The following is a 23,414-nucleotide window of genomic DNA, read 5'->3' on the forward strand; positions in this document are numbered from 1 at the left end:
TTCTGCTCGGCGGTGCGGGGAGCAGCAACCGCCCGGCACCTTTTCGAACGGGCCTAATCCAGGTCTGTCGCGGCGCTGGCCTGCACCGCGTCCGCGACGGCGGCGAGCGCGGGCGAGTCGAGCTTCCACTGCTGCCAGTACAGCGGCACGTCCACTCCGCGGTCCGGTGCGATGTCGACCAGCGCACCGGACCTCAGCAGCGGATCGGCCTGCACCCTCGGGACCATCCCCCAGCCGAGGCCCACCACGATGGCCTCGACGAACCCCTCCGAGGAGGGAACGAAGTGCCGGGGGCCACCGGCGCCCCGACCTCGGGTGATCGTGCGGGCGAAGGCGTCCTGCAGGTCGTCGTGGCTGTCGAAGATCAGCACCGGGACCTCGTCGAGAACCTGCGCGAGCGACCGCTCCCCCTTCCGCTCCGGTGCCACGCACGCCAGGTAGCGCATGTGCCCGAGCCGGCGCACCGAGCAGCCCTGGACGGGGTCCGGCGTCGAGGTCACCGCCGCCATGACCCGGCCTTCCCGCAGCAGCGTCGTGGTGTGCGACTCGTCGGCGCGGTTCAGCTCGAAGCAGATCCCCAGGTCCTCGCGAACCCGCGCCAGAGCAGGCACGAACCAGGTGCTCAGCGAGTCGGCGTTGACCGCGATGGGCAGCGTGCTCGGCGCGCCGCTGCCCGACATGCCGAGCTCGGCGGCCACGTCGCCCTCCATCCGCGCCAGCTGCCGGGCGAAGCGAACCACCACCTGCCCGGAGTCGGTGAGCTGCACCGGCTTGCTGCGGATCACCAGGACGCGTCCGGTGCGCTGCTCGAGGGCTTTGAGCCGCTGGCTGACCGCCGACGGCGTCACGTGCAGCGCGGCTGCGGCGGCGTCCAGGGTGCCGCCGTCGACCACGGCGAGCAGCGTCCGGACGTGCTCCAAGGGCAGATCGAAGTTCACATCTCCTAATGGTAGTTCAGAATCTTTAGCTGTACTGTTCACCGACCTGGACCTAGCGTCGAGTGCATGGCAAACGCCCTGCTCCCGATGTCCGCTGGATTCGCCACGTGCATGTCCCTGATCGTCTCGATCGGCGCCCAGAACGCCTTCGTGCTGCGCCAAGGCCTGCGACGGCACGCCGTGCTGCTGGTGGTGACCATCTGCGTCGTCTCGGACGTCATCCTCATCGCCCTGGGAGTGGGCGGTTTCGGAACGCTGGTGACCAGCTCGCCGACGCTGCTCACCATCTGCACCGCGGTCGGCGGCTGCTTCCTGCTCGGCTACGGATTCCTCGCCGCTCGGCGGGCGCTGCGCCCCGCGTCCGGACTCGAGGCCGGCACCGGCGAGACGCGATCGCGCCGGCGTGCGGCGATGACGTGCCTGGCCATGACGTGGCTGAACCCGCAGACCTACCTGGAGACCATCCTGCTCATCGGGTCGGTGGCGGCCGGCTACGGCGCGATGCGCTGGGAGTTCGGAGCAGGTGCGCTGGCGGCAAGCTGCGTGTGGTTCGTCGCCCTGGGCTTCGGGGCGCGACTGCTGACCGGCTTCTTCTCCCGCCCGGGGTCGTGGCGCGTGCTCGACGGCGTGATCGCGGTGATGATGGTGTCGCTGGGAACCAGCCTGCTGGCGGGTGCGTGACCTGTGGATTCATCCAAGGCGATCACTTGATGGTGTTGTCTTGCAGTGCTTTTCGCACCTGATCACCTGATCGTGTAGGCGCTTTTCGCTCGCGCTTTCGAACGCCGAGGTGCACCATTGACACATGCGTTCGACAGGGATCAGCCAATGCTCATCACTCACCGCCGATGAACTCCTTTTCACATCAACGGTGTTCGACTTTCCCGACCTGACCTCTGCCGCCACAGAGCGACATTCGATCCGATATAGGACTCATTCCCCTCGCACGCAACGCCGCCGGGCAGTGGCCCGAGAGCCACCGCCCGGCACGCGCTGATGATGCCCGAACGTCTTTGCACTCCCCGATCCTCAGATGGCCGGTGATCCCGGCGACATGTTCCTTGACAACCGCAGAACGGGAAAAGCGGGCGCTCACACCCCCTCCGGGCGAGCAGGCCACTCCGGCATGAACTCGGGGTAGTCCTGACTCACCCGGAGGGGGAACTCCGGAGGGCGCTTGGCGAGGAACGAACCGATCCCCTCGGCCGCGTCCGCTCCGGCGCCGAGCTCGTTGATCCCCTTGGAATCCAACCGGTGAGCCTCCCACGGCGACGACGCGGAGAGCATTCCCCACATGAGCTGGCGGGCCACCGCCACCGACACCCCCGAGGTGTTCTCGGCGATCTCCCGGCAGATCGAACGCGCGGTGGGGATCAGCTCGTCGTCGGCGACCACCCGCGACACCAGGCGGCCCGACAGCGCTTCCGCCGAGTCGAAGAGGCGCCCGGTCGCGGCCCATTCCATCGCCTGCGAGATGCCGACCACCCTCGGCAGGAACCAGGACGAAGCCGCCTCCGGGAGGATTCCCCGGCGGGTGAACACGAACCCGAACTTGGCGCTCTCGGCGGCGATGCGGATGTCCATCGGCAGCGTCATGGTGACTCCTACGCCCACCGCGGCACCGTTGAACGCACCGATCACCGGCTTGCGCATCGCAGCCACCCGCAGCGCCACCGTGCCGCCACCATCACGCGGGACCCCGTCGACCTCGCCGAGCTCGCGGTGGGCGTTCGCCCGCGCGTCGTTGTTCTCGCCGTTGAAGGTGTCCTCCCCCGCGCTGAGATCCGCGCCCGCGCAGAACGCACGGCCCGCACCCGTCACGATGACCGCGCGGACCGAGTCATCGGCCTCCGCGGTGTCGAAGGCCCCGATGAGCTCGCCGCGCATCACGTGGGTGAACGCGTTGAGCCGCTGGGGGCGGTTCAGGTTGATCGTGGCGATCCCCTCGGAAACCTCGTATCCGATCTCGGTGTACGTCATCGCACCTTCCGTTTCGCGGGTTTGAAAACGACCTTGCGCAGTGGAAAAGTCCGGCCTGCAAGCACGAGCTCAGAAAGCGGGGCACCATGTCCGACGTCGAGTACCGGCAGTCCGCGTTCGCACCGCCCGCCGGCGCCACCGACATCCTGCTGGTCCGGCACGGCGAGTCCGCGCCGGCGGTCCCGGGCAAGCCCTTCGACCTCGTTGGCGGGCAAGGCGATCCGGAACTGGCCCCGGCGGGCCGGGTGCACGCCGAGCGCGTGGGCCACCGGCTCGCCGGCGAACGACTGGACGCCCTCTACGTCACCAACCTCCGCCGCACGACCGAGACCGCCGCTCCCCTGGCCACCAGGCTCGGGTTGGTCCCGCAGGTGGAGAAGGACCTGCGGGAAGTGCACCTCGGCGAGTTCGAGGGCGGGCTGTTCCGGCAGAAGGTCGCCCAGAACGACCCGGTCATCCAGCGGATGCACAGCGAAGGCCGATGGGACGTCATCCCGGGCGCCGAACCCGCCGAGGCCCTGCGCGATCGCGTCGCCGGAGCGATCGGCCGGCTTGCCGCCGCCCACCCCGATGAGCGCATCGCCGTGTTCACCCACGGCGGCGTGATCGGCGAGATCATGTCCATCGCCAGCGGCAGCCTCCCGATGGCGTTCCTCGGGGCGAGCAACGGTTCGATCTCCCAGATCGTGGTCACCGCCGGACGCTGGATCGTGCGGCGGTTCAACGACACCGCGCACCTGGACGGCGGGCTGGACGAGCAGCCCGCCGCCCTGAGCTGAGGCCGCGGCCACCGCGGCGCTACTTCAGTCCCAGCGCCCGGACGGCCTCGGTCGGGTCGCCCGGCGCGACCAGCGCCATCGCCGGTGTCGTCACACCGTTGTCGACGTACTGCTGGACGCGTTCCCGGCAGTGCTCGGCCGGGCCGTGCACCACCAGGTCGTCGACCACGCTGTCGGGGATCGCCGCGAGCGCCGCCTTGCGATCACCGGCGTCCCACGCCTGCCACATCGGGGTGAGCTCGTCCCGACCCAGCCATTCGTGGAACGCGCGGTAGACCGGCACGTTCATGTAGGCGGCGATGTGCCGCCGCGCCAGCCCCCGCGCCGTGTCCGGGTCGGTGTCGGGCATGACGAAGATGCGCGCCACGACCTCCTTGTCAGGGCCGCCCTCCCGCACGTAGGGCACGACGGTGCGCACGTCGTCCGGGGACAGCCAGTTGATGATCGCGCCGTCGGCCTCCCGCCCGGCCAGCTTCAGCATTCCCGGGCGCAGCGCGGCCACCAGCACCGGCGGCACCGGATCGGCCACGAGTCCGGCGGTGAATCCCTTGACCTCGAAGGTGTCGTAGGACTCGGTGACCTTCTCGCCGCTCAGAGCACGGCGCAGGAACCGCACGGTGTCGCGCACCCGCTTGTACGGCTCGTCGAAGGGGATGCCGTTCCAGCGTTCCACGATGACGTTGGACGAGGTGCCCACGCCCAGCGCGAACCGCCCCGGGGCCGCCGAAGCGAGCGTGGCCGCGCTCATCGCCAAGGTCGCCGGGCCGCGGGTGTATACGGGCACGATCGCCGTGCCCAGCCGCAGTTGCGGGGCCCACGTGGCGGCCAGCGCCAGCGGGGTGAACGCATCGGCGCCGTTGGCCTCCGACGACCACACGTCGGTGTAGCCGAGGTCGGGCAGTTCGGCGATGAGTTCGCGCTGCTCCGGCAGCGAGAGCTCGGGCAGCGGAACGGAGATGCCCCAACGTCGATCCACAGGTATCCCTTTCAGTTCAGTTCGCGTAGCGGGCTTTGAGCTTGCCCTTCACGAGTTTTCCGGTCGGTGTGCGCGGCATCTCGTCGACGAAGTCCACGCTGCGCGGCACCTTGTAGTGGGCCACCCGCTCGCGTGCGTGGTCGATGATCTGCCGCTCCAGCTCCGGCCCCGGTGAGGCTCCCGGCGCGGGTTGCACGACGGCCTTGACCGCCTCGCCCATCTCGGGGTCCGGGACGCCGAAGACGGCCACGTCGAGGATCGACGGGTGCAGCGCCAGCACGTCCTCGACCTCCTGCGGGTAGATGTTCACCCCGCCGGAGATGATCATGAAAGCCTTGCGGTCGGTGAGGAACAGGTACCCGTCCTCGTCGAGGTACCCGAGGTCACCCGTCGTCGCCCAGTTGAGGTGCCCGGGATGTTTGGCCGAGCGGGTCTTCTCGGGATCGCCGAGGTACTCGAACTCGATCTCCTCGCGTTCGAAGAACACGGTGCCGACCTCACCGGCCGGCAGTTCCTCGCCCGCTTCGTCGCAGACGCGGACGACGCCGAGCAACGGCCTGCCCACCGAGCCCGGTTTCTCCAGCCATTGCGCCGAGTCGATCATCGTCATGCCGATGCCCTCCGTGGAGGAGTAGTACTCCTGCAGGATCGGGCCCCACCACTCGATCATCGCCCGCTTGACCTCGATCGGGCAGGGCGCGGCGGCGTGCACGGCGTTGCGGTGGCTGGAGAGGTCGTAGCGGTGGCGGGTCTGCTCGTCGAGCTTGAGCATCCGCACGAACATGGTCGGCACCCACTGGCTGTGGGTGACCTGGTAGCGCTCGATGGCCCGCAGCGCCTGCTCGGGGTCGAAGCGCTCCATCATCACCACGGTCCCGCCGATGGCGTGCACCGCCGCGCAGTAGCGCAGCGGAGCCGCGTGGTAGACGGGAGCCGGGGACAGGTAGACGGTGTCCTCGTCGAAGCCGTAGAAGCCGCGCAGCAGATCGACCAGGATGTTCCCCGGCTCGTGCACCTGGCGGTCGGGCAGTTCGGGCCGGATCCCCTTGGGGCGGCCGGTGGTTCCGGAGGAGTACAGCAGGTCGGCGCCGCACGGTTGCACCGCCGGAACCTCGGTGGAGGCGGTGGCCAGAGCCTGCTCGTAGTCGCCGTACCCGGCCACGGGCCCGCCGTAGGCCAGCCGGACGCGCACCCCCGAGGTCAGTTCGGCGACCTGCTCGGGCAGGGCTCCCAGTCCGGCCGAGACCACGAGCGCGCTGGCACCCGAGTCGTTGACGATGTAGGCGACCTCGTCGGGCTGCAGGTGGCTGTTGACGGCGCAGACGTACATGCCCGAGCGCACGGCGGCCCAGTACACCTCGTAGGCGTGCAGGTTGTTGTCGGAGAGCACGGCGACCACGTCGCCCTTGGACAGCCCGCTGGCGCGCAGCGCGTTGGCCAGCCGCAGCGAACGCTCGTCGAGTTCTCGATAGGTCAGCACCTCGCCCGAGCCGGCCATGATCAGGGCCGGTTTGTCGGGCGTGGTGACGGCGTGGACACCTGGGTACATGCGGCTCCTCCTTGAACCTCGCGTACCGCCTTCGATTACCTCACTTGACGAGTCCCTCGACCTTCCCGAAGAGCCGGCTGGACTGCTCGGCGCTGGGCACCACGAACTTGCCCTCGGCCTCCACCAGCACCGCGTCCGGTGCGTCCGCGGTGCAGATCGTGGCCTTCGACTCGGTCCAGCGACCATCGACGCGCTCGACGCGGCCGACGATCCGCAGCGGGGTGGTCAGCGGCACCGGCCGCCGGTAGCGCAGCGACAGCTGCACCGTCATGCCGGGCGGCGCTCCACCCGCGGCGTGGGCGTGCCCGAGGATCTGGTCGAGCAGCAGAGCGCTCATGCCGCCGTGCACGTAGCTCGGCGGCCCCTCGTAGGCCAACCCGAGGGTGCAGGTGCCCACAGCGGCACCGTCGACGATCTCCACCCGCATCGGAGGGGCGATCGGGTTTCCCGGACCCACGGCCGGGCTGTAGAGGCGGCGCGGGCGCCGACCGTCGTCCACGGCCGCCAGCTGTCCGCGCTCCCGGCGGACCGCGTCCAGCGGAGGCACGAGCGCCCTCACCTGCGAGGTGATCTCGCGCAGCGTTTCGGCGTCCGCCTCGGTGGACACGGCGGCGTCGGTGAGGTCGCGCAGCGCGGAACCGAGGTCTCGCACCGCCTGCCGGCGTTCCCGCAGTTCGTCTTCGCTCTCGGCGGTCACGTTCGCTGATCCCTCCGGGGTCCCGATCAGATTTCGGCCTTCAGTTAAACCCGTCGCCCGCCCTCCAGTCCAGACAGACCGGCCGGTCGGTATGAGTTCCTTCCGGTACCGCACCGGATAGGCTTCGCGGGAGGCGAGTCGGGAGGTGTCGTGCCGCAACAGCGTGGAGAGCACTTCGTCCGCGCGGTGGAGCGGACCATGTCCGTGCTGCGGGCGTTCACCGCGGAGCGGGCCGAGCTGTCGCTGACGGAGGTCGCCCAGGCCGCGGACCTGGACAGGGCCGGCGCTCGCCGCATCCTGCTGACCCTCGTGGAGCTGGGCTACGTGCAGCAGGCCGAACGCCGCTACGCGCTGACCCCTCAGGTGCTGGAGTTCGGCCACGCCTACCTCACCAGTCGGTCGTTGCCGCAGATCGCCGAGCCGCACCTGCAGGAGCTGACCCGGCAGGTGCGGGAGATGACCGCGATGGCGGTGCTGGAGGGCACCGAGATCCGCTACATCGCTCAGGTGCCGGGTCCGAAGCTGCTGTCGGTGACGATCCCGGTCGGCACCCGGTTCCCCGCGCACGCGACCTCGATGGGCAAGGTGCTGCTGGCCGCGGTGCCGCCGGAGCGGCTGGAGGCCAGCCTCCGCTCGGTCGAGCTGGCACCGGTCACCCCGCACACGGTCACGACCCGCCAGGAGCTGCTGGCGGAGCTCGCAGCGGTGCGCAAGCGCGGATTCGTGATCGCCGACGACGGGCTGGAAGAAGGGCTGCGCGGCGTGGCGGTCCCGGTCCGCGATGCCGACGGCCGGGTGTTCGCCGCGGTCAACGTCTCCCTGTACAAGCACGGCTCCACCGAGCAAGGCGTTCAACGCGAGATCGTGCCGCTGCTGGCGCGCACGGCTGCGCGCATCGAGGCCGACCTGCGGGTGCGGCCCGGAAACCGCTGAACACCGGTTTCCGGGCCGCACCTGACGTCCCCCGTGGCGGGTCTAGGGGCAGACCCCTCAGGCGTCGGGGTCCTCGATGTAGGTCTTCTCCGCGACGTGGATGTAGAAGTCGGGCTCGTCGACCGGGTTCTCCTGGAAGTCGCCGAAGGTGTCGATGCGCTGGAACCCGACGTCGCGCAGCAGCCCGCGCAGGTAGTCCCTGCGCAGCGGGTACATGTTCAGGTGGTACTCGCTGCCGTCGGGGAACTCGTAGCGGTACCTGGCCAAGCCGTCGTCGACGTGGTCGGGAACCGCTTCGACCTCGGTTCCGCAGTAGTAGTAGCTGCTCTTGCCGCCGGCCTTGCCGTCCAGCAGTGCGTCGTAGTTGCGCTGGTCGATGATCAGCACCCCGTCGTGCTTGAGCATCGCGTAGAACTCGGCGAGCGCCTTGCGGCGGTCGTGCTCGCTGAACAGGTGCGTGAAGGAGTTCCCCAGGCAGATGACGGCGTCGAACTCGCCGTGCACATCGCGGTTGAGCCAGCGCCAGTCGGCGTTGACCACGCGCAGCAGGTGGCCGCCGTTGTCCATTCCGTTGCGGAACGCCTTGGCCAGCATCTGCGGACTGCCGTCGGCGCTGACGGTCTCGAACCCGGCCTCGATCAGCTGGACGGAGTGGAATCCGGTTCCGGTCGCCACGTCCAGCACGCTGCGCACTCCGCGGGCCTTGAGCTGGTCGACGAAGAACCGGCCCTCGCCCGCGGCGCGGCGCTCCCAGTCGATCAGGTCGTCCCACTTGTCGACCATGCCACCCACGTATTCCTGGGTGTAGTGGCCGGTTTCGCGGACCTCGAGCGGATCGTCGCCGAAGACCTGCTCACGAATTCCGGTCAGGACGTTCTCGGTCATGCTCCCTTTTCCTCAAATCGCTCGACAGTGGTGCGGCGCGCGCGATCGCCGAATTCAGCAGCGGAATTCCGATGCGTCCGACGCTAGTCCGATGAATCCGGACAGCAAGACCCCGTTGTCGTCCCTGCCCGGCGAGACCAGCGCGAGGCGCTGGTGAAACGCGGCGGAGAAGGGCGCTTCGACCAGTGCGTTCACGCGAGATCACCTGGCTGCTCGGGCCGTCGGGTCCACGCCTTCGATGCGGTTCGCCCACCGAACCCGGCGATCGCTGAGCGAATTCCCAGCCTCACCGGACCGGGGTACCCCAGTGATCTCGAATGCCACGCCGAGGTGCGGAAATCGTTCTGCCCCGGCCGCGTTCGAAGGACGGTGAGCAGAGTGCGACACCGTTCAGCCCTCTCCCGCAGGACCCTGCTTTCCGGGGCACTGGCCACCGGAGCGCTCACCATGACCGGCAACACCACGGCCTGGAGCTCCCCCACGCACTTCGACAACCCGCTGGCGCTCAGACGTGCGGACCCGCACATCTACCGCCACACCGACGGCACCTACTACTTCACCGCGACGATCCCGACCTACGACGGCGTCGTGCTGCGCCGATCGGCGACGTTGCAGGGGTTGGGCACGGCCGAAGAGCACCTGCTCTGGCGCAGGCACGACCACGGGGAGATGAGCAGGCACATCTGGGCGCCGGAACTGCACCACTTCGACGGACGCTGGTACGTCTACTTCGCGGCGGGCAGTTCGGAGGACGTCCAGTCCATCCGGATGTACGTGCTGGAGAACTCCAACCCCGATCCTCTGGCCGGGACCTGGGTGGAACGGGGGCGGATCAGCACCCCCTGGGACACCTTCGCCCTCGACGCCACGACCTTCGAGCACCGAGGCGTCCGCTACCTGGCCTGGGCCCAGCACGAACCCGGAGTCGAGACCAACTCGAACCTCTACCTCGCCCCGATGGACGACCCGTGGACGCTGGGCGACCAACCCGTGCGGCTGTCGGTGCCGACCCACGACTGGGAGACCCGCGGGTTCCGGGTCAACGAGGGGCCAGCGGCGCTCGCGCGCCACGGCAAGGTGTTCCTGGCGTTCTCGGCCAGCGCCACCGACAGCAACTACTGCCTGGGCCTCCTGTCCGCGTCCGCCGACGCGGACCTGCTCGACAGCGCGTCGTGGGAGAAGCACCCGGAGCCGGTGTTCGCCACCAACCCCGGCATCGGCCAGTACGGGCCGGGGCACAACAGCTTCACCGTCGCCGAGGACGGCGCTGACGTGCTCGTCTACCACGCCCGCCCGTACGACGCCGGGGTCGGCGACCCCAACCGGCACACCCGGCTGCAAGCGTTCGGGTGGCAGCACGACGGTTCGCCGGACTTCGGCGTGCCGGTACCGGACTGAGAACGCGAAAAGGCGGTGCCCCGGCCGAAACCGGGGCACCGCCTCACACGCTCGAACTCAGACCATCGGGCGTTCGGTCGGCTCGATCGGAGCCGGCAGCACGTCCCGGCCGACGAGGTAGCGGTCCACCCCGGCGGCCGCCGAACGGCCTTCGGAGATGGCCCACACGATCAGCGACTGACCGCGACCCATGTCGCCCGCGCTGAACACGCCGTCGACGCTGGACATGAAGTTCTCGTCGCGGGCGACGTTGCCCCGCGCGTCGAGCTCCACGCCCAGGTCCTCCAGCAGACCGGGCTTCTCCGGACCGACGAAGCCCATCGCCAGCAGCACCAGCTGGGCCGGGATCTCCCGCTCGGTGCCCGCCACCGGCTCGAAACCGGAATCGGTGCGCTGGACCTCGACCAGACGCAGCGACTGCAACCGACCCTGGTCATCGCCCACGAACTCCTGGGTGTTGACCGAGTACAGCCGCTCACCGCCCTCCTCGTGGGCGGAGGTGACCCGGTAGAGCATCGGGTAGGTCGGCCACGGGTGCGCCTCGGAGCGCTCCGCAGGCGGCTGCGGCATGATCTCCAGCTGCGTCACCGAGGCCGCGCCCTGGCGGTGCGCAGTGCCGACGCAGTCGGCACCGGTGTCGCCACCGCCGATGACCACGACGTGCTTGCCCTCGGCGTGGATCGGCGAGCGCTCGAAGTCGCCCTCCTGCACCTTGTTCGCCAGCGGCAGGTACTCCATCGCCTGGTGCACGCCGTCCAGCTCCCGGCCCGTTGCGGGCAGGTCGCGGGCCTGGGTGGCCCCACCGGCGAGCACCACCGCGTCGTAGTCGGCGCGCAGCTGCTCCACGGTGACGTCGACGCCGACGTTCACCCCGGTGCGGAACTCGGTGCCCTCGGCGCGCATCTGGCCGAGCCGCCGGTCGAGCCGGCTCTTCTCCATCTTGAACTCGGGGATGCCGTAGCGCAGGAGTCCGCCGATGCGGTCGGCCCGCTCGTAGACCACGACGCTGTGGCCCACGCGCGTCAGCTGCTGCGCGGCGGCGAGCCCGGCAGGACCGGAGCCGATGACGGCGACCTTCTTGCCGGTCCGCTTCGCCGGCAGCTGCGGCTTGACGTAGCCGGCTTCCCAAGCCTTGTCGATGATGGAGATCTCGACCTGCTTGATGCTCACCGGATCGCTGTTGATGCCGACGACGCACGCGGCCTCGCACGGGGCGGGGCACAACGTCCCGGTGAACTCCGGGAAGTTGTTGGTCGCGTGCAGCCGCTCGATCGCGGACTCCCAGTCGTCCCGCCACACCAGGTCGTTCCACTCGGGAATCAGGTTGCCCAGCGGACAACCCTGGTGGCAGAACGGAATTCCGCAGTCCATGCAGCGGCCGGCCTGCTTGGTCAGCCGCGGCTGCTCGAATTCCAGGTAGACCTCGCGCCAGTCCTTGATGCGCACGTCCACCGGGCGACGCTGCGGAGTTTCCCGCGGCGTCGTCATGAATCCCTTGGGATCAGCCATGAGCCGCCTCCATGATCGCCTCGTTGACGTCGCGCCCTTCGCGTTCGGCGGCGCTCTGCGCCTCGAGCACCCGCTTGAAGTCGCGAGGCATGACCTTGCCGAACCGCTCGACCGCGGTGTCCCAGTCGGCCAGCAGCTCGCGGGCCACCGCCGACTCGGTCTGCTCGTAGTGCCTGCGCACCCGGTCGTGCAGGAACTCGCGGTCTTCGTCGTCCAGCGCTTCCAGGTCGACCATCTCGGGGTTGATCCGCTGGGGATCGACGTCGAGCACGTAGGCGATGCCGCCGGACATGCCGGCCGCGAAGTTGCGTCCGGTCGAGCCGAGGATCACCGCACGACCACCGGTCATGTACTCGCAGCCGTGGTCGCCGACGCCTTCGACGACGGCGATCGCACCGGAGTTGCGGACGCAGAACCGCTCGCCGACGATGCCGCGGACGAACAGCTCACCGCTGGTCGCGCCGTAGAGCAGCACGTTGCCCGCGATGATGTTCTGCTCGGCCACGAACGGCGCCTTCGCGTCGGGCCGGACCACGATCCGGCCACCGGAGAGGCCCTTGCCGACGTAGTCGTTGCCGTCGCCCAGCAGCCGCAGGGTGATGCCCCGCGGGACGAACGCACCGAAGGACTGACCGGCGGAACCGGTGAAGGTCACGTCGATGGTGTCGTCCGGCAGGCCCTCGCCGCCCCAGCGCCGGGTCAGCTCGGAGCCGAGCATGGTGCCCACGGTCCGGTTGACGTTGCGCACCGGCAGGTCCAGGCGGACCGGGGTGCCTTCCTTGAGCGCGCCCTCCGACAACTGGATCAGCGTGTTGTCCAGCGCCTTCTCCAGACCGTGGTCCTGCTCGGTGGTCTGGTGCAGCGATGCGCCGGCTGGCAGCTCCGGAACGTGGGTGATCGGCGCGAGGTCCAGGCCCTGGGTCTTCCAGTGCCGCACCGCCTCGGAGGTGTCGAGCAGGTCGGCGTGCCCGATGGCCTCCTCCAGCGAGCGGAAGCCCAGCTCCGCCAGGTACTCCCGCACCTCCTGCGCGATGAACTCGAAGAAGTTCACGACGTACTCGGCCTTGCCGGAGAACTTCTCGCGCAGCTTCGGGTTCTGCGTGGCCACGCCCACCGGGCAGGTGTCGAGGTGGCAGACCCGCATCATGATGCAGCCCGAGACCACCAGCGGCGCTGTGGCGAAGCCGTACTCCTCAGCACCGAGCAGCGCGGCGATCACGACGTCGCGACCGGTCTTGAGCTGACCGTCGGTCTGCACCACGATCCGGTCGCGCAGGTCGTTGGCCAGCAGCGTCTGCTGCGTCTCGGCCAGGCCCAGCTCCCAGGGACCGCCGGCGTGCTTGATCGACGACAGCGGCGAAGCACCGGTGCCGCCGTCGTGACCGGAGATCAGCACGACGTCGGCGTGCGCTTTGGACACACCCGCCGCGACCGTGCCGACACCGACCTCGCTGACCAGCTTGACGTGAATGCGCGCCTGGGGGTTGGCGTTCTTCAGGTCGTGGATCAGCTGCGCCAGGTCCTCGATCGAGTAGATGTCGTGGTGCGGCGGCGGCGAGATCAGCCCGACGCCCGGCGTGGAGTGCCGGGTCTTGGCCACCCACGGGTAGACCTTGCCGCCGGGCAGCTGACCGCCCTCGCCGGGCTTGGCGCCCTGAGCCATCTTGATCTGGATGTCGTCGGCGTTGACCAGGTACTCGCTGGTCACGCCGAAGCGGCCGGAGGCGACCTGCTTGATCGCCGAGCGCCGCGAGTCACCGTTGGCGTCCGGGGTGAACCGGTCGGCGTCCTCGCCGCCCTCACCGGTGTTGGACTTGCCGCCCAGCCGGTTCATGGCGATCGCCAGCGTCTCGTGCATCTCCTGCGAGATCGACCCGTAGGAGATGGCGCCGGTGGCGAAGCGCTTGACGATGGACGAGACGGGCTCGACCTCGTCCACCGGAACGGGCTTGCGCGCGCCGTCGCGGAACTTGAACAACCCGCGCAGCGTCATCAGCTCGCGCGACTGGTCGTCGACGGCCTGGGTGTACTCCTTGAACACCTCGTAGCGCCCGGAGCGCGTGGAGTGCTGGAGCTTGAACACCGTCTTGGGGTTGAACAGGTGCGGTTCGCCCTCGCGGCGCCACTGGTACTCGCCGCCCACGGCGAGCGTGCGATGCGGCGCCTGCACGCCGTCGACCGGGTAGGCGCGACGGTGCCGTTCGGCGACCTCCGCGGCCAGCACGTCGAAGCCGACCCCGCCGAGGCGCGAGGTGGTGCCGGTGAAGCAGCGCTGCACGACCTCTTCTCCCAGGCCGATGGCCTCGAAGATCTGCGCACCCGTGTAGGAGGCCACAGTGGACACGCCCATCTTGGACATGGTCTTGCGAACGCCCTTGCCCAGCGCCTTGATCAGGTTCGCGGTGGCCTGCTCGGCCTCGGTTCCCTTGATGACGCCGGTGGTGACGAGATCCTCGACCGTGGCCATCGCCACGTAGGGGTTAACGGCAGCGGCCCCGTAACCGATGAGAAGAGCGACATGGTGCACTTCGCGGACGTCGCCAGCCTCGACGATCAAGCCCACCTGGGTGCGGTCCTTCTCCCGCACGAGGTGGTGGTGCACGGCACCGGTGGCCAGCAGCGACGGGATCGGCGCGCGCTCGGCGTCGGCCTGGCGGTCGGACACCACGAGCACGTGCGCACCGTCGGCCACGGCTGCGGAGACCTCGTCGCAGATCTCGTCCAGCCGCGCGCGCAGCGCCGCTCCCCCACCGGCGACCCGGTAGGTGGCGTCGATGACGGCGGGCTTGAGGTCAGGCCGGTCACCGTCGTCGTTGATGTGCACGATCTTGGCGAGCTGGGCGTTGTCGAGCACCGGGAACGGCAGCACCAGCTGGTGGCACGCCTCCGGGGCGTGGTCGAGCAGGTTGTGCTCGGGCCCGACGTGGGTGCCCAGCGAAGTCACCAGCTCTTCGCGGATCGCGTCCAGCGGCGGGTTGGTGACCTGCGCGAACAGCTGGGTGAAGTAGTCGAACAGCTGACGCGGGCGCTCCGACAGGGCGGCGAAGCCGGTGTCGTTGCCCATCGAGCCGATCGGCTCGGCACCCGTGGTGGCCATGGGCTGCAGCAGCACGCCCAGCTCTTCCTGGGTGTAGCCGAAGACCTGCTGCCGGTGCACGAGCGAGTCGTGCGAGGGCAGTTCGCGCTCGCGCTCGGGCAGGTCGCCCAGCCGCACGACGCCCGCGTCCAGCCACTCCTGGTACGGGTACTCGTCGGCGAGCTCGCCCTTGATCTCGTCGTCGTCGATGATCCGGCCGGCGTCGGTGTCGACCAGGAACATGCGACCCGGCTGCAGCCGGCCCTTGCGCACGACCTTGTCGGCCTCGAACTCCAGCACGCCGACCTCGCTGGCCAGTACGACGAGTCCGTCCTCGGTGACCCAGTAGCGACCGGGGCGCAGACCGTTGCGGTCCAGCACGGCGCCGATCTGGGTGCCGTCGGTGAAGGCGACCAGCGCCGGACCGTCCCAGGGCTCCATCAGGTAGTTGTGGAACTCGTAGAACGCCTTGCGCTTGGCGTCCATCTCGGCGTGGTTCTCCCACGCCTCCGGGATCATCATCAGCACCGAGTGCGGCAGCGACCGGCCGCCGAGGTGCAGCAGTTCGAGGACCTCGTCGAAGGTCGCCGAGTCGCTGGCCTCGGGCGAGGCGATCGGGTACAGCCGCTTGAGCTCACCCGGGATGAGGTCGGTGTCGAGCATGCTCTCGCGGGTCCGCATCCAGTTGCGGTTGCCCTTGACGGTGTTGATCTCACCGTTGTGCGCGATGAACCGGTACGGGTGTGCCAACGGCCAGGAGGGGAACGTGTTCGTGGAGAACCGCGAGTGCACCAGGCCGATCGCGCTGGCGAAGCGCTCGTCGCCCAGGTCGGGGTAGAACGCGCCCAGCTGCGCCTCGGTGAGCATGCCCTTGTAGACGATGGTGCGCGCCGAGAGGCTCGGGAAGTACACGTCGGCTTCGTGCTCGGCGCGCTTGCGCACGCAGAACGCCCGACGCTCGAACGCCAGCGCCGTCTCGGCCTGCTGCCCGTCCTGGGCACCGATGAACAGCTGCCGGAAGTTCGGCATGGTTTCGCGCGCCGAGGTGCCCGCGCAGTCCGCGGCGATGGGGACCTCGCGCCATCCCAGCAGTCGCAGCCCTTCCTCGGCCACGATCCGCTCGATGACGGCCACGGCTTCTTCAGCGGCGGCCTCGTCGGCGGGCAGGAACGCGGTGCCGGCCGCGTAGGTGCCGGCTTCGGGGAGCTCGAACGGCACGACTCCGCGGAAGAACGCGTCCGGGATCTGGGTCAGCAGCCCGACACCGTCACCGGTCTCGGGATCGGCGCCCTTGGCGCCGCGGTGCTCCAGGTTGCGCAACGCTGTCAGTGCTTTGTCAACCAGGTCGTGACTCCGCCGACCGCGAAGGTCGGCGACGAACGCGACACCACAGGCGTCGTGCTCGTTGGCCGGGTCATACAGACCACTGGCTTGGGCGCTACGCTGCGCCACGCTTCTTGCATGGTGGGATTGGGGCATCGGACCTCCCGTCGACAGGTCGCGGCGTGCAGCAGGGCATGACTCAGCCATCGCGAACCGCGGAACCTTTGGGGGCACTGACGAATAAGGATGCGCCGTTGCACTCTCGGTCAGTTTGAGGCACTGTACAGACCCAGCGGCCTGAAGGCTACCGCTAGGTAACTCGAAGTTAAGGGAACGTGACAACTCTCAGACTGTGAGACGTCATTGTCGCAAAGGCCGGAGCCCGAGGAATTGTGCACCACACATCTGTCCTAAGGCGACAGCTGGGGTCCATCAGTGGCGTTGTTCACGATCTTCTTGCGCGGTACCGAATGTAGCCCGAATCGCAGCTCACGCCATTCGGATTCGGTTCAGACCCGCACATTTCCGTAATTGTTGGTACACCGTCCGCAGTCGAAGGCGCAATCGCCCGAATGCGAACGCGTTTTCAGACACCGGCCGGCTCCGGCATCGGAAAGGGCCGCGGCGCGGCGCTGACCTGCTCACGGCGCGCGTAGCGCACCAGCAGGACGACGAGAACAAGGCCCAGCGCCGTGTAGGGGTTCCCGAACAGGTGCGCCACCACGTCCCACGGCGGTCCGGGAGGCATCCAGTTGAACGCCGCCGCCAGCAGCGTGACCAGCGTCCACGCGGCCATCGCCAACCAGGTGAAGCTGCGACGACGCACGGCGAAGGCGAGCAGCACCAGCAGGCCGGGAGCGCTCCACACCCAGTGGTCGGACCACGACGTGGGTGAGATCAACAGCGCCAGGAGTGCGTTCGCCGACACCGCGAGCACCGGTTCCACCCGGCGGATGGCGAACGCCACCGCGATCGTGGTGGCGACCGACAGCACCAGCCACAGCCCGCTCTGGGCGACGGGCGGAAGTTCCATGCGGACCAACGCGCCCATGATGGACTGGTTGGTGTGGAACGCCGAGCCGCTCACCCCGTGCGCGGGCCCCTTGCCGAACCAGTACTCCACAGCAGCGGAGAAGTTCAGCGCGAAACCGGACAGAGTTGCCAGTGCCGCGGTGAGCACGGCGACGACCGCGGCTCGGTAATCCTTGCGGAAGACCAGGAACAGCAGGAACGCGGCCGGGGTCAGCTTGATGGCCGCGGCCACACCGATGAGCAACCCGCGCGGCCAGCGCGGTGATTCGGCCAGGCAGTCGGCCATGACCAGGCCCATCAGCAGGATGTTGACCTGCCCGAGTCCGAAGGACGAGTAGACCGGCTCCAGGAACAGCGTCCAGGGCAGCAGCACCGCGGCCACCGCCAGTGCCCCGCGCTTGCCCACGGCGGGCCACAGATGCCGCGTCACCAGGTACAACGTGCCGCCGATGGCGGTCAGGTCCAGCAGGTAGAGCGCGATGAGACCGGCGCTGAAGGGCAGCAGCGCCAGCGGCGCCAGCGGCGCCAGCGCGAACGGCGGGTACACCCACGGCAGGACGCGGCCGATGCTCACCGTCGGCGCGGTGTTCATGATGTCCCCGCCGGCCAGCCAGGTGTGCACCGCCCAGCGGTAGACCTGGTAGTCGATGGCCGACTCCTCGCCGATCCCGGCGCGAGGGGTGAGCAGCAGCAGCCCGAGCGATGCCAGCACGATCGGTATGGACATCAGCGTGATCGCGCGCGAGTTCGCCACGACGAAGGCGCGCAGGCGGCCGGGCAGACCGCCGAGGTCCAGATCAGGAACGGAGCCGATCCGTACCGTGGCCAACCTGTGTCCTCTCGTCCGAGCGGCACCGGTCGTGGTGCGTGATCGTCCGATCACAGCGAGTTCGCCGAGCCGCGGGAATTCCCCGGTGAAGCCGGAAAACCTTAACCCACCGGACAAGGGGTCCGGCATTCGCCTCGCCGGGCACGATCGGATGTTCAGCTGACCAAGTCCATCGGCTCCAGGACCTTCGCCAGCAGTTCACCCAGCCGGGCCCGTTCGGCCTCGCTGAGCGGCTCCAGCAGCGCTTGCTCGCGCTCCAGCTGAGCCGGGAAGACCCGGTCCATGATCTGCCGCCCTCGGTCGGTGAGCCGCACGTCGACCTCGCGCCGGTCGCGGGCGGACGTGCTGCGGGTGATCAGGCCCTCCTCCTCGAGCCGCGCGAGCCGCTTGGTCGTGGCGGCACCGGACGACAGCATCTCCTTGGTGAGCTGGCTGGGGCGCAGGCCACCACCTGTCCGGCGCAGGGCGCTGAGCACCTCCAGTTCCGTCCGGGACAGCCGCAGGTCGTCGAGGACCGCGTCGTGCCGCTGGTCGGTCAGCGCCGCGAGCCTGCGCACCCGCCCGATGACCTCGATCGGAGAGAGGTCCAGGTCCGGGTACCGCTCGCGCCATTGATCGCGGATCCGTCCGACGACGTCCAACGTCACACTCCTTCACCGGTAAAACACCTTGTAATATTTTACTAGTGAACGGTTCTTTGCTCCAGACCTTGCGCACCCGAGACGCCCTGCGAATCACGTCGATCTTCGGCGGAGTGCTGGTACCCGCTCTGCGAGTCGGCGTCTCCTACGCCGTGCCGATCAGCGCGTTGCTGGCGGCAGGACGGCTGGACCTCGCACCGTTCGCGGCGCTGGGCGCCTTCACCTCGCTGTACTGCCGGGTCGACCCCTACCCGCGCCGGGCGTGGCTGCTGCCGGTGGTGGCCGTGGGGCTGACCGCGAGCGTGGCCGCCGGGGCGGTGACATCGGCGTTCGACGCCGGTGGCGTGGTCAAGGTCCTGGTCCTGACCCTGGTGGCGACCCTGGCCAAGCTGCTGGCCGACGTGGTGCGGCTGGGTCCGCCCGCAGGGCTGATGTTCGTCTTCGCCGCAGGTGCCGCCGCCTACTCGCCTCAGACCTGGAGCGGTTTCGCCGAGATCGTCGCGATCACCGGAGCCTCAGCGGCGCTGTCCTACGCGCTCAGCATGCTGGGTGGTGCGCTGCACCCGACGGGCCCGCACCGGTTGGCGACCGCGCGGGCGCTGCTGGCGGTCGCCGACCACCTGGAGGCACCGAGCGCCGCCGCCCGCCGCCGAGCCCACACCTCCGTGCACCACGCGCTCACCGGACTGCCCGCCGGTGTGCGCCGAACGACGCTGCTGCTGCGCGGACATCTCGCGCACGCAGTGCACCTGCTGCACCACCCGGCCGACGCGGCCGCGGAACTGCGCACCGCCGCCAAGCGGATGCGTCGCGGTCGCGTTCCGGCACCGGCCCAGGAGCGGCCGCTGCCCCGGCCGGTGGTCGTCGAACACGCCGGACTCGCCGAGTTCCGCACCAACGCGCTGCGGATGGCGGTGGCCTCGCTGGTCACCGGGCTGCTGGCCTCGACCTTCCAGCTCGACCACGCCTACTGGGCGGTGGTCTCGGTCAGCTCCGTGCTCCAGTCGCACAACACCGCGACGACCTGGCAGCGCGCGGTCCAGCGCACCGCGGGCACCGTCGCCGGGTCGCTGCTGGCGCTGGGCATCTTCGCGGCCGATCCCACGCCGGCGGCGATCCTGGTGGTGATCGTGGTCTGCCAGATCGCCGCAGAGCTGGTGGTGATGGCCAACTACGGCCTCGGGCTGACCTTCGCCACCCCGCTGGCGCTGTGCCTGGCAGCGCTGAGCCAACCGGCCGACCGCCTGCAACTCGTCGCCGAGCGGGTCGGCATGACCGTGTTCGGCGCGCTGCTGGGCGTCGGCGTCTGCCTGGTGCTGGCCAACAACCGGGCGCGCACCCGGTTGCGCGAGGCGATGCGGGGCTGCCGCCGGGCCGCTCGGGACCTGCAGCGCTCCCCCGCCGATCCGCAGGCGCGCGAACACCTGCTGCGCGCGGTCTTCGCGCTGCGCGACGCGCATCAGGTGGCGGCGGGCGAGCCGCTGCACCCGCACCACGGCGATCAGGAGGTCCTCGACACCGAGCACGAGGCCTACCGGCTGCTGGCCGCCACTACGGCTCCAGCCGGGCGGCCCCTGCCCGGCTGATCACCCCCACCTCATCCGATCGTTCATTCGACACCGAGGCGGGCGAGCAGCTCCGCGCGCAGCGCGACGAACTCCGGGTCGCCGACCTCGCGCGGCCGCGGCAGGTTCAGGACCTTGTCGTAGCCGATGCGGCCCTCGTGCATGACCAGCACGCGGTCGGCGAGCAGCAGCGCCTCCTCGACGTCGTGGGTGACCAGCAGGATCGCGCAGCCGTGCCGCTGCCACAGCTCCCCGACCAGCCGCTGCGCCTTGAGCCGGGTCAGCGCGTCCAGCGCCGAGAAGGGTTCGTCGAGCAGCAGCAGGTCCGGTTCGCGGACCAGGGCGCGGGCCAGGGACGTCCGCTGCGCCTCGCCGCCGGAGAGGACCTTCGGCCACACGTCCACCCTGTGGCCGAGGCCGACCTCTTCCAGCGCTGCGACGGCGCGCTGCTTGTCCGGTCGGCCGGGCAGGCCGAGAACGACGTTGTGCCACACGCGCTTCCAGGGCATCAACCGAGGCGACTGGAACGCGACGGCACGGCGTTCGGCGACCTCGACGTCCCCGGTGACCTCCTGGTCCAGGTCGGCGAGGATGCGCAACAGGGTCGACTTGCCGCAGCCGCTGGGACCCAGCAGCGCGACGAACTGACCGGGCTCGATGTCCAGGTCCAACTCGCTCAGGACGGTGCGATCTCCGAAGCTGCGCGAAAGACCCCGGACCGAAGCCGGTTTCGTGGTCACTTCCCGCTGAAGGCCGGTCGCCATGCCAGCACCACCCTTTCCAGTCCGCGAACGATGAAGTCGGCGACGAGGCCGAGCAGGGCGTAGAGCACGAGGCAGACCACGATCACGTCGGTCTGGAAGAACTCGCGCGCGGTGTTCATCTCGTAGCCGATTCCGGCGGAGGCGTTGATGGTCTCGCCGAAGACCAGTGCCAGCCAGGCAGATCCGAGCGCGTAGCGCAGGCCGACCAGGGCGTTGGGCATCGCTGCGGGCAGGATCACGTGGCGCACCTGCGCGAACTGGCCCAGCCCCAGCGTCTTGGCGGCCTCGACCAGTCCGGCGTCGACGTTGCGGATGCCGCCGTAGATGTTCATGTACAGCGGGAAGGTCACCGCCAGCGCGATCAGCACGATCTTGGGTTCTTCGCCGATGCCGAACCAGATGATCAGCAGCGGGATCAGCCCGATGACCGGGACGGTGCGCAGCATCTGCATCGGCGCGTCGATCAGGTCCTCGCCGCGCCGGAAGAGCCCGGACAGCGTGGCCAGCAGGGTCGCGGCCACCACGCCGATGACGAGGCCCGCGCCGACGCGCTGCAGCGACACCGCGATGGCCTCCTGCAGCCGTCCTTCGGCGAACAGGTCCACGCCGGTCGCCAGCACGGTGGCCGGCGAGGCCAGCGTGTCGTCGCTGAGCACTCCGGTGGCGCTGAGCGCCTGCCACAGCGCCACCAGCGCGATGGGGCTGATGAGCTTGAAAGTCCAAAGGGGGATGCGGGATTCGCGTCGAGCGGTGCGGGTGCGCACCTGGGTGACGGCTATCTGCTCACCCGTGCGCACGGGTGTCAGGTGTGTGGTCATGAGAGCTCCACGGGCGTGGGCGGACATGCGGAAGCGACCACCGGAGAAAGCTCAGCACGGTGGTGCGGGAAGAGACGAGGAGAGCAGCGTCAGGCGCGACACAGCGCCGAGGACACGCGGGAGAAGTCCACGTAGCCCCGGATCGTCAGTGGCACCGACGGGATCATGACCATGACGCTAGACCGCACGTCGTCGGCTGTAAACGGGACTCCACGTAGTGGGACGTCACACCGTCTGCCCAGGTCAGATACCAGATGAGCTAGGTTGTCGGGGTGATCGAGGAGCTCTTGCCCGCTGTGGTGGCCACCGCCGAGACCTTCGACGACCCACCTGAGGCGACGCTGTTCGACGCCGAAGCGGTGGAGATCGAGAAGGCGGTCGCCAAGCGGCGCCGCGAGTTCACCAGCGGTCGCTGGTGCGCGCATCGGGCGATGCGCGCGTTGGGCGTTCAGCCGGTGCCACTGCTGCGCGGCGAGCGCGGAGCACCGCAGTGGCCCTCGGAGGTGGTCGGCAGCATCACGCACTGCGCCGGCTTTCGCGGCGCGGCGGTGGCCCGTCGCCGACAACTGCGTTCGGTGGGAATCGATGCCGAGCAGCACGAACCGCTTCCCGACGGCGTGCTCGACGTGGTCTCGCGGCCCGAGGAGCGCGAGCACATCGCTGAGCTCAGCGCCCGCGACCCGGACATCCGCTGGGACCGAATCCTGTTCAGCTGCAAGGAATCGGTCTACAAGACCTGGTACCCGGTGACCGGCGAGTGGCTCGGTTTCGAGGACGCGGAGCTGGAGTTCGGAGCGGGCAGCTTCACCGCTCGGTTGCGCAAGAGCTCCGGTGGGCTGACGGGTTTCAGCGGGCGCTGGCTGGTCCGCGACGGACTCGTCCTCTCCGCCATCGCGCTGGAGGAGTGACCGGAACGCGGTCCCGAACGGCGCGCGAAGCCGACCTTGCTATCTCTCTCGAACGAGAAACTCTTTCGCGAGATGCTTTAACGCAAGCGACTTTCCAGAAAGCGTCTTTCATGTAACATCGGGCTTCACGAACATGCAGTGAATGGAGCGTTGCGTTGAACGAGGCGATCGGTCCGGACAGCGCCGTCGACGACGACGAGATCGTCACCTGGTGGGGCCTGGTCATCGAGGGCTACCACGTCACGGCCGCCAAGTTGGCCACCGCGATCATGGACGGGTACGGCCTCCCGATGGCCTCCCTCGACATCCTCCTCCGGCTCGTGCGCTCCCCCGACAGCAGGATGCCGATGACCAAGCTCGCCCGTGAGGCGGCGCTGAGCAGCGGCGGGTTCACCAAGGTCGCCGACCGGCTGGCGAAGGCCGACCTGATCCAGCGCGTGCCCAGCGAGACCGACCGCCGGGTCACCTACGCCGAGCTGACCGAACACGGCCTGGACGTCGCCAATCGCGCCCGCGAGACCGCGGCCCAGGTCCTGCGCGAGCACGTCCTCACTCCCCTGGGCCAGGACGACTCGCGCGCCTTGGCCCAGGCCATGCGCACGCTGCGCGAGGCCAACACGCCCGAGGACTGAGCCTGAGCCGCTCAACGCCCCTAGGAGCTGTTTGGGAATCGCTTTGCTCGGCGGTGCCAGTGGCAGAACCTGAGCGGCTCCGTGGACTCCGTGCGCCACTGCTGATGTATCCCGCTTACCCAGGGGTGGACATCGGCGTCGCGGCTACTCGCCACGAAACCGCTCGGAACCTGCGGCGGTGC

The 23,414-nt window shown here is 69.3% G+C and carries 20 protein-coding genes; 7 read left to right on the forward strand and 13 right to left on the reverse strand.

Annotated elements, in window-relative coordinates; translation table 11 throughout:
* Window positions 1–53: 53 nt before the first annotated feature.
* On the reverse strand, window positions 54–938 hold the full coding sequence (locus AB0J91_RS29145) for a LysR family transcriptional regulator ArgP (RefSeq protein ID WP_363875156.1): 885 nt from the start codon (window positions 936–938) through the stop codon (window positions 54–56).
* Between the two features lie 66 nt (window positions 939–1,004).
* Here AB0J91_RS29145 and AB0J91_RS29150 point away from each other — a divergent pair, with 66 nt between their 5' ends.
* On the forward strand, window positions 1,005–1,619 hold the full coding sequence (locus AB0J91_RS29150; RefSeq protein ID WP_363875159.1) for a LysE/ArgO family amino acid transporter: 615 nt from the start codon (window positions 1,005–1,007) through the stop codon (window positions 1,617–1,619).
* A 411-nt stretch (window positions 1,620–2,030) separates the two neighbouring features.
* On the opposite strand, the gene AB0J91_RS29155 is transcribed toward AB0J91_RS29150, so the two are convergent.
* Window positions 2,031–2,918, reverse strand: coding sequence for a crotonase/enoyl-CoA hydratase family protein (locus AB0J91_RS29155; RefSeq protein ID WP_363875162.1), 888 nt, complete (start codon window positions 2,916–2,918; stop codon window positions 2,031–2,033).
* An 86-nt stretch (window positions 2,919–3,004) separates the two neighbouring features.
* Here AB0J91_RS29155 and AB0J91_RS29160 point away from each other — a divergent pair, with 86 nt between their 5' ends.
* Window positions 3,005–3,697 carry a histidine phosphatase family protein gene (locus AB0J91_RS29160; RefSeq protein ID WP_363875165.1) on the forward strand — a complete coding sequence of 231 codons (693 nt, stop codon included), beginning with the start codon at window positions 3,005–3,007 and terminating at the stop codon, window positions 3,695–3,697.
* Window positions 3,698–3,716: 19 nt separating this feature from the next.
* On the opposite strand, the gene AB0J91_RS29165 is transcribed toward AB0J91_RS29160, so the two are convergent.
* The 3 genes from AB0J91_RS29165 to AB0J91_RS29175 are packed head-to-tail and all read right to left on the reverse strand — an operon-like array spanning window position 3,717 to window position 6,919.
* Window positions 3,717–4,673, reverse strand: coding sequence for an LLM class F420-dependent oxidoreductase (locus tag AB0J91_RS29165; RefSeq protein ID WP_363875168.1), 957 nt, complete (start codon window positions 4,671–4,673; stop codon window positions 3,717–3,719).
* Window positions 4,674–4,689: 16 nt separating this feature from the next.
* Window positions 4,690–6,222, reverse strand: coding sequence for an acyl-CoA synthetase (locus AB0J91_RS29170; protein WP_363875171.1), 1,533 nt, complete (start codon window positions 6,220–6,222; stop codon window positions 4,690–4,692).
* Window positions 6,223–6,262: 40 nt separating this feature from the next.
* Window positions 6,263–6,919 (reverse strand): PaaI family thioesterase, encoded by a 657-nt coding sequence (locus AB0J91_RS29175; protein ID WP_363793621.1) that lies wholly within the window; start codon window positions 6,917–6,919, stop codon window positions 6,263–6,265.
* A 150-nt stretch (window positions 6,920–7,069) separates the two neighbouring features.
* Here AB0J91_RS29175 and AB0J91_RS29180 point away from each other — a divergent pair, with 150 nt between their 5' ends.
* Window positions 7,070–7,852 carry an IclR family transcriptional regulator C-terminal domain-containing protein gene (locus AB0J91_RS29180; protein ID WP_363793623.1) on the forward strand — a complete coding sequence of 261 codons (783 nt, stop codon included), beginning with the start codon at window positions 7,070–7,072 and terminating at the stop codon, window positions 7,850–7,852.
* Between the two features lie 57 nt (window positions 7,853–7,909).
* Here AB0J91_RS29180 and AB0J91_RS29185 read toward each other — a convergent pair whose 3' ends face one another.
* A complete protein-coding gene (locus tag AB0J91_RS29185) occupies window positions 7,910–8,737 on the reverse strand; it encodes a class I SAM-dependent methyltransferase (RefSeq protein ID WP_363793625.1) in 828 nt (275 codons plus the stop codon).
* A gap of 54 nt (window positions 8,738–8,791) precedes the next feature.
* On the reverse strand, window positions 8,792–8,932 hold the full coding sequence (locus AB0J91_RS29190) for a hypothetical protein (RefSeq protein ID WP_363875174.1): 141 nt from the start codon (window positions 8,930–8,932) through the stop codon (window positions 8,792–8,794).
* A 183-nt stretch (window positions 8,933–9,115) separates the two neighbouring features.
* Here AB0J91_RS29190 and AB0J91_RS29195 point away from each other — a divergent pair, with 183 nt between their 5' ends.
* The gene (locus tag AB0J91_RS29195) at window positions 9,116–10,135 is read left to right on the forward strand and encodes a glycoside hydrolase family 43 protein (protein ID WP_363875177.1); all 1,020 of its coding nucleotides are present in this window, start codon (window positions 9,116–9,118) and stop codon (window positions 10,133–10,135) included.
* 57 nt (window positions 10,136–10,192) lie between these two features.
* On the opposite strand, the gene AB0J91_RS29200 is transcribed toward AB0J91_RS29195, so the two are convergent.
* The 4 genes from AB0J91_RS29200 to AB0J91_RS29215 all read right to left on the reverse strand — a co-directional run bounded on the left by AB0J91_RS29200 (window position 10,193) and on the right by AB0J91_RS29215 (window position 18,545).
* Complete coding sequence (locus AB0J91_RS29200; RefSeq protein WP_363875180.1) at window positions 10,193–11,644, reverse strand: glutamate synthase subunit beta; 1,452 nt, start codon at window positions 11,642–11,644, stop codon at window positions 10,193–10,195.
* Window positions 11,637–16,199, reverse strand: a complete 4,563-nt coding sequence (gltB, locus tag AB0J91_RS29205; RefSeq protein WP_363875183.1) for a glutamate synthase large subunit — start codon at window positions 16,197–16,199, stop codon at window positions 11,637–11,639. The genes AB0J91_RS29200 and gltB overlap by 8 nt, the downstream gene beginning before the upstream one ends.
* Before the next feature lie 430 nt (window positions 16,200–16,629).
* On the reverse strand, window positions 16,630–17,904 hold the full coding sequence (locus AB0J91_RS29210; protein ID WP_363875186.1) for a glycosyltransferase family 87 protein: 1,275 nt from the start codon (window positions 17,902–17,904) through the stop codon (window positions 16,630–16,632).
* A gap of 155 nt (window positions 17,905–18,059) precedes the next feature.
* Window positions 18,060–18,545 (reverse strand): MarR family transcriptional regulator, encoded by a 486-nt coding sequence (locus AB0J91_RS29215; RefSeq protein WP_363875189.1) that lies wholly within the window; start codon window positions 18,543–18,545, stop codon window positions 18,060–18,062.
* 44 nt (window positions 18,546–18,589) lie between these two features.
* Here AB0J91_RS29215 and AB0J91_RS29220 point away from each other — a divergent pair, with 44 nt between their 5' ends.
* Entirely contained in the window at window positions 18,590–20,131 is a 1,542-nt protein-coding gene (locus AB0J91_RS29220; RefSeq protein WP_363875192.1) for an FUSC family protein, read from the forward strand.
* A 23-nt stretch (window positions 20,132–20,154) separates the two neighbouring features.
* On the opposite strand, the gene AB0J91_RS29225 is transcribed toward AB0J91_RS29220, so the two are convergent.
* Window positions 20,155–20,874, reverse strand: coding sequence for an ABC transporter ATP-binding protein (locus tag AB0J91_RS29225; protein ID WP_363875195.1), 720 nt, complete (start codon window positions 20,872–20,874; stop codon window positions 20,155–20,157).
* Window positions 20,847–21,692, reverse strand: coding sequence for an ABC transporter permease (locus AB0J91_RS29230; protein WP_363875198.1), 846 nt, complete (start codon window positions 21,690–21,692; stop codon window positions 20,847–20,849). Before AB0J91_RS29230 ends, AB0J91_RS29225 begins: the two co-directional genes overlap by 28 nt.
* Window positions 21,693–21,964: 272 nt before the next feature.
* Between AB0J91_RS29230 and AB0J91_RS29235 the strand changes: the two genes are divergently transcribed.
* Both AB0J91_RS29235 and AB0J91_RS29240 read left to right on the forward strand, forming a co-directional pair.
* Complete coding sequence (locus AB0J91_RS29235; protein WP_363793642.1) at window positions 21,965–22,600, forward strand: 4'-phosphopantetheinyl transferase superfamily protein; 636 nt, start codon at window positions 21,965–21,967, stop codon at window positions 22,598–22,600.
* Between the two features lie 155 nt (window positions 22,601–22,755).
* Window positions 22,756–23,232, forward strand: coding sequence for a MarR family transcriptional regulator (locus AB0J91_RS29240; RefSeq protein ID WP_363793644.1), 477 nt, complete (start codon window positions 22,756–22,758; stop codon window positions 23,230–23,232).
* Window positions 23,233–23,414 lie beyond the last annotated feature (182 nt).

The sequence above is a fragment of the Saccharopolyspora sp. NPDC049357 genome, from assembly GCF_040677225.1.
Classification (GTDB): Bacteria; Actinomycetota; Actinomycetes; order Mycobacteriales; family Pseudonocardiaceae; genus Saccharopolyspora.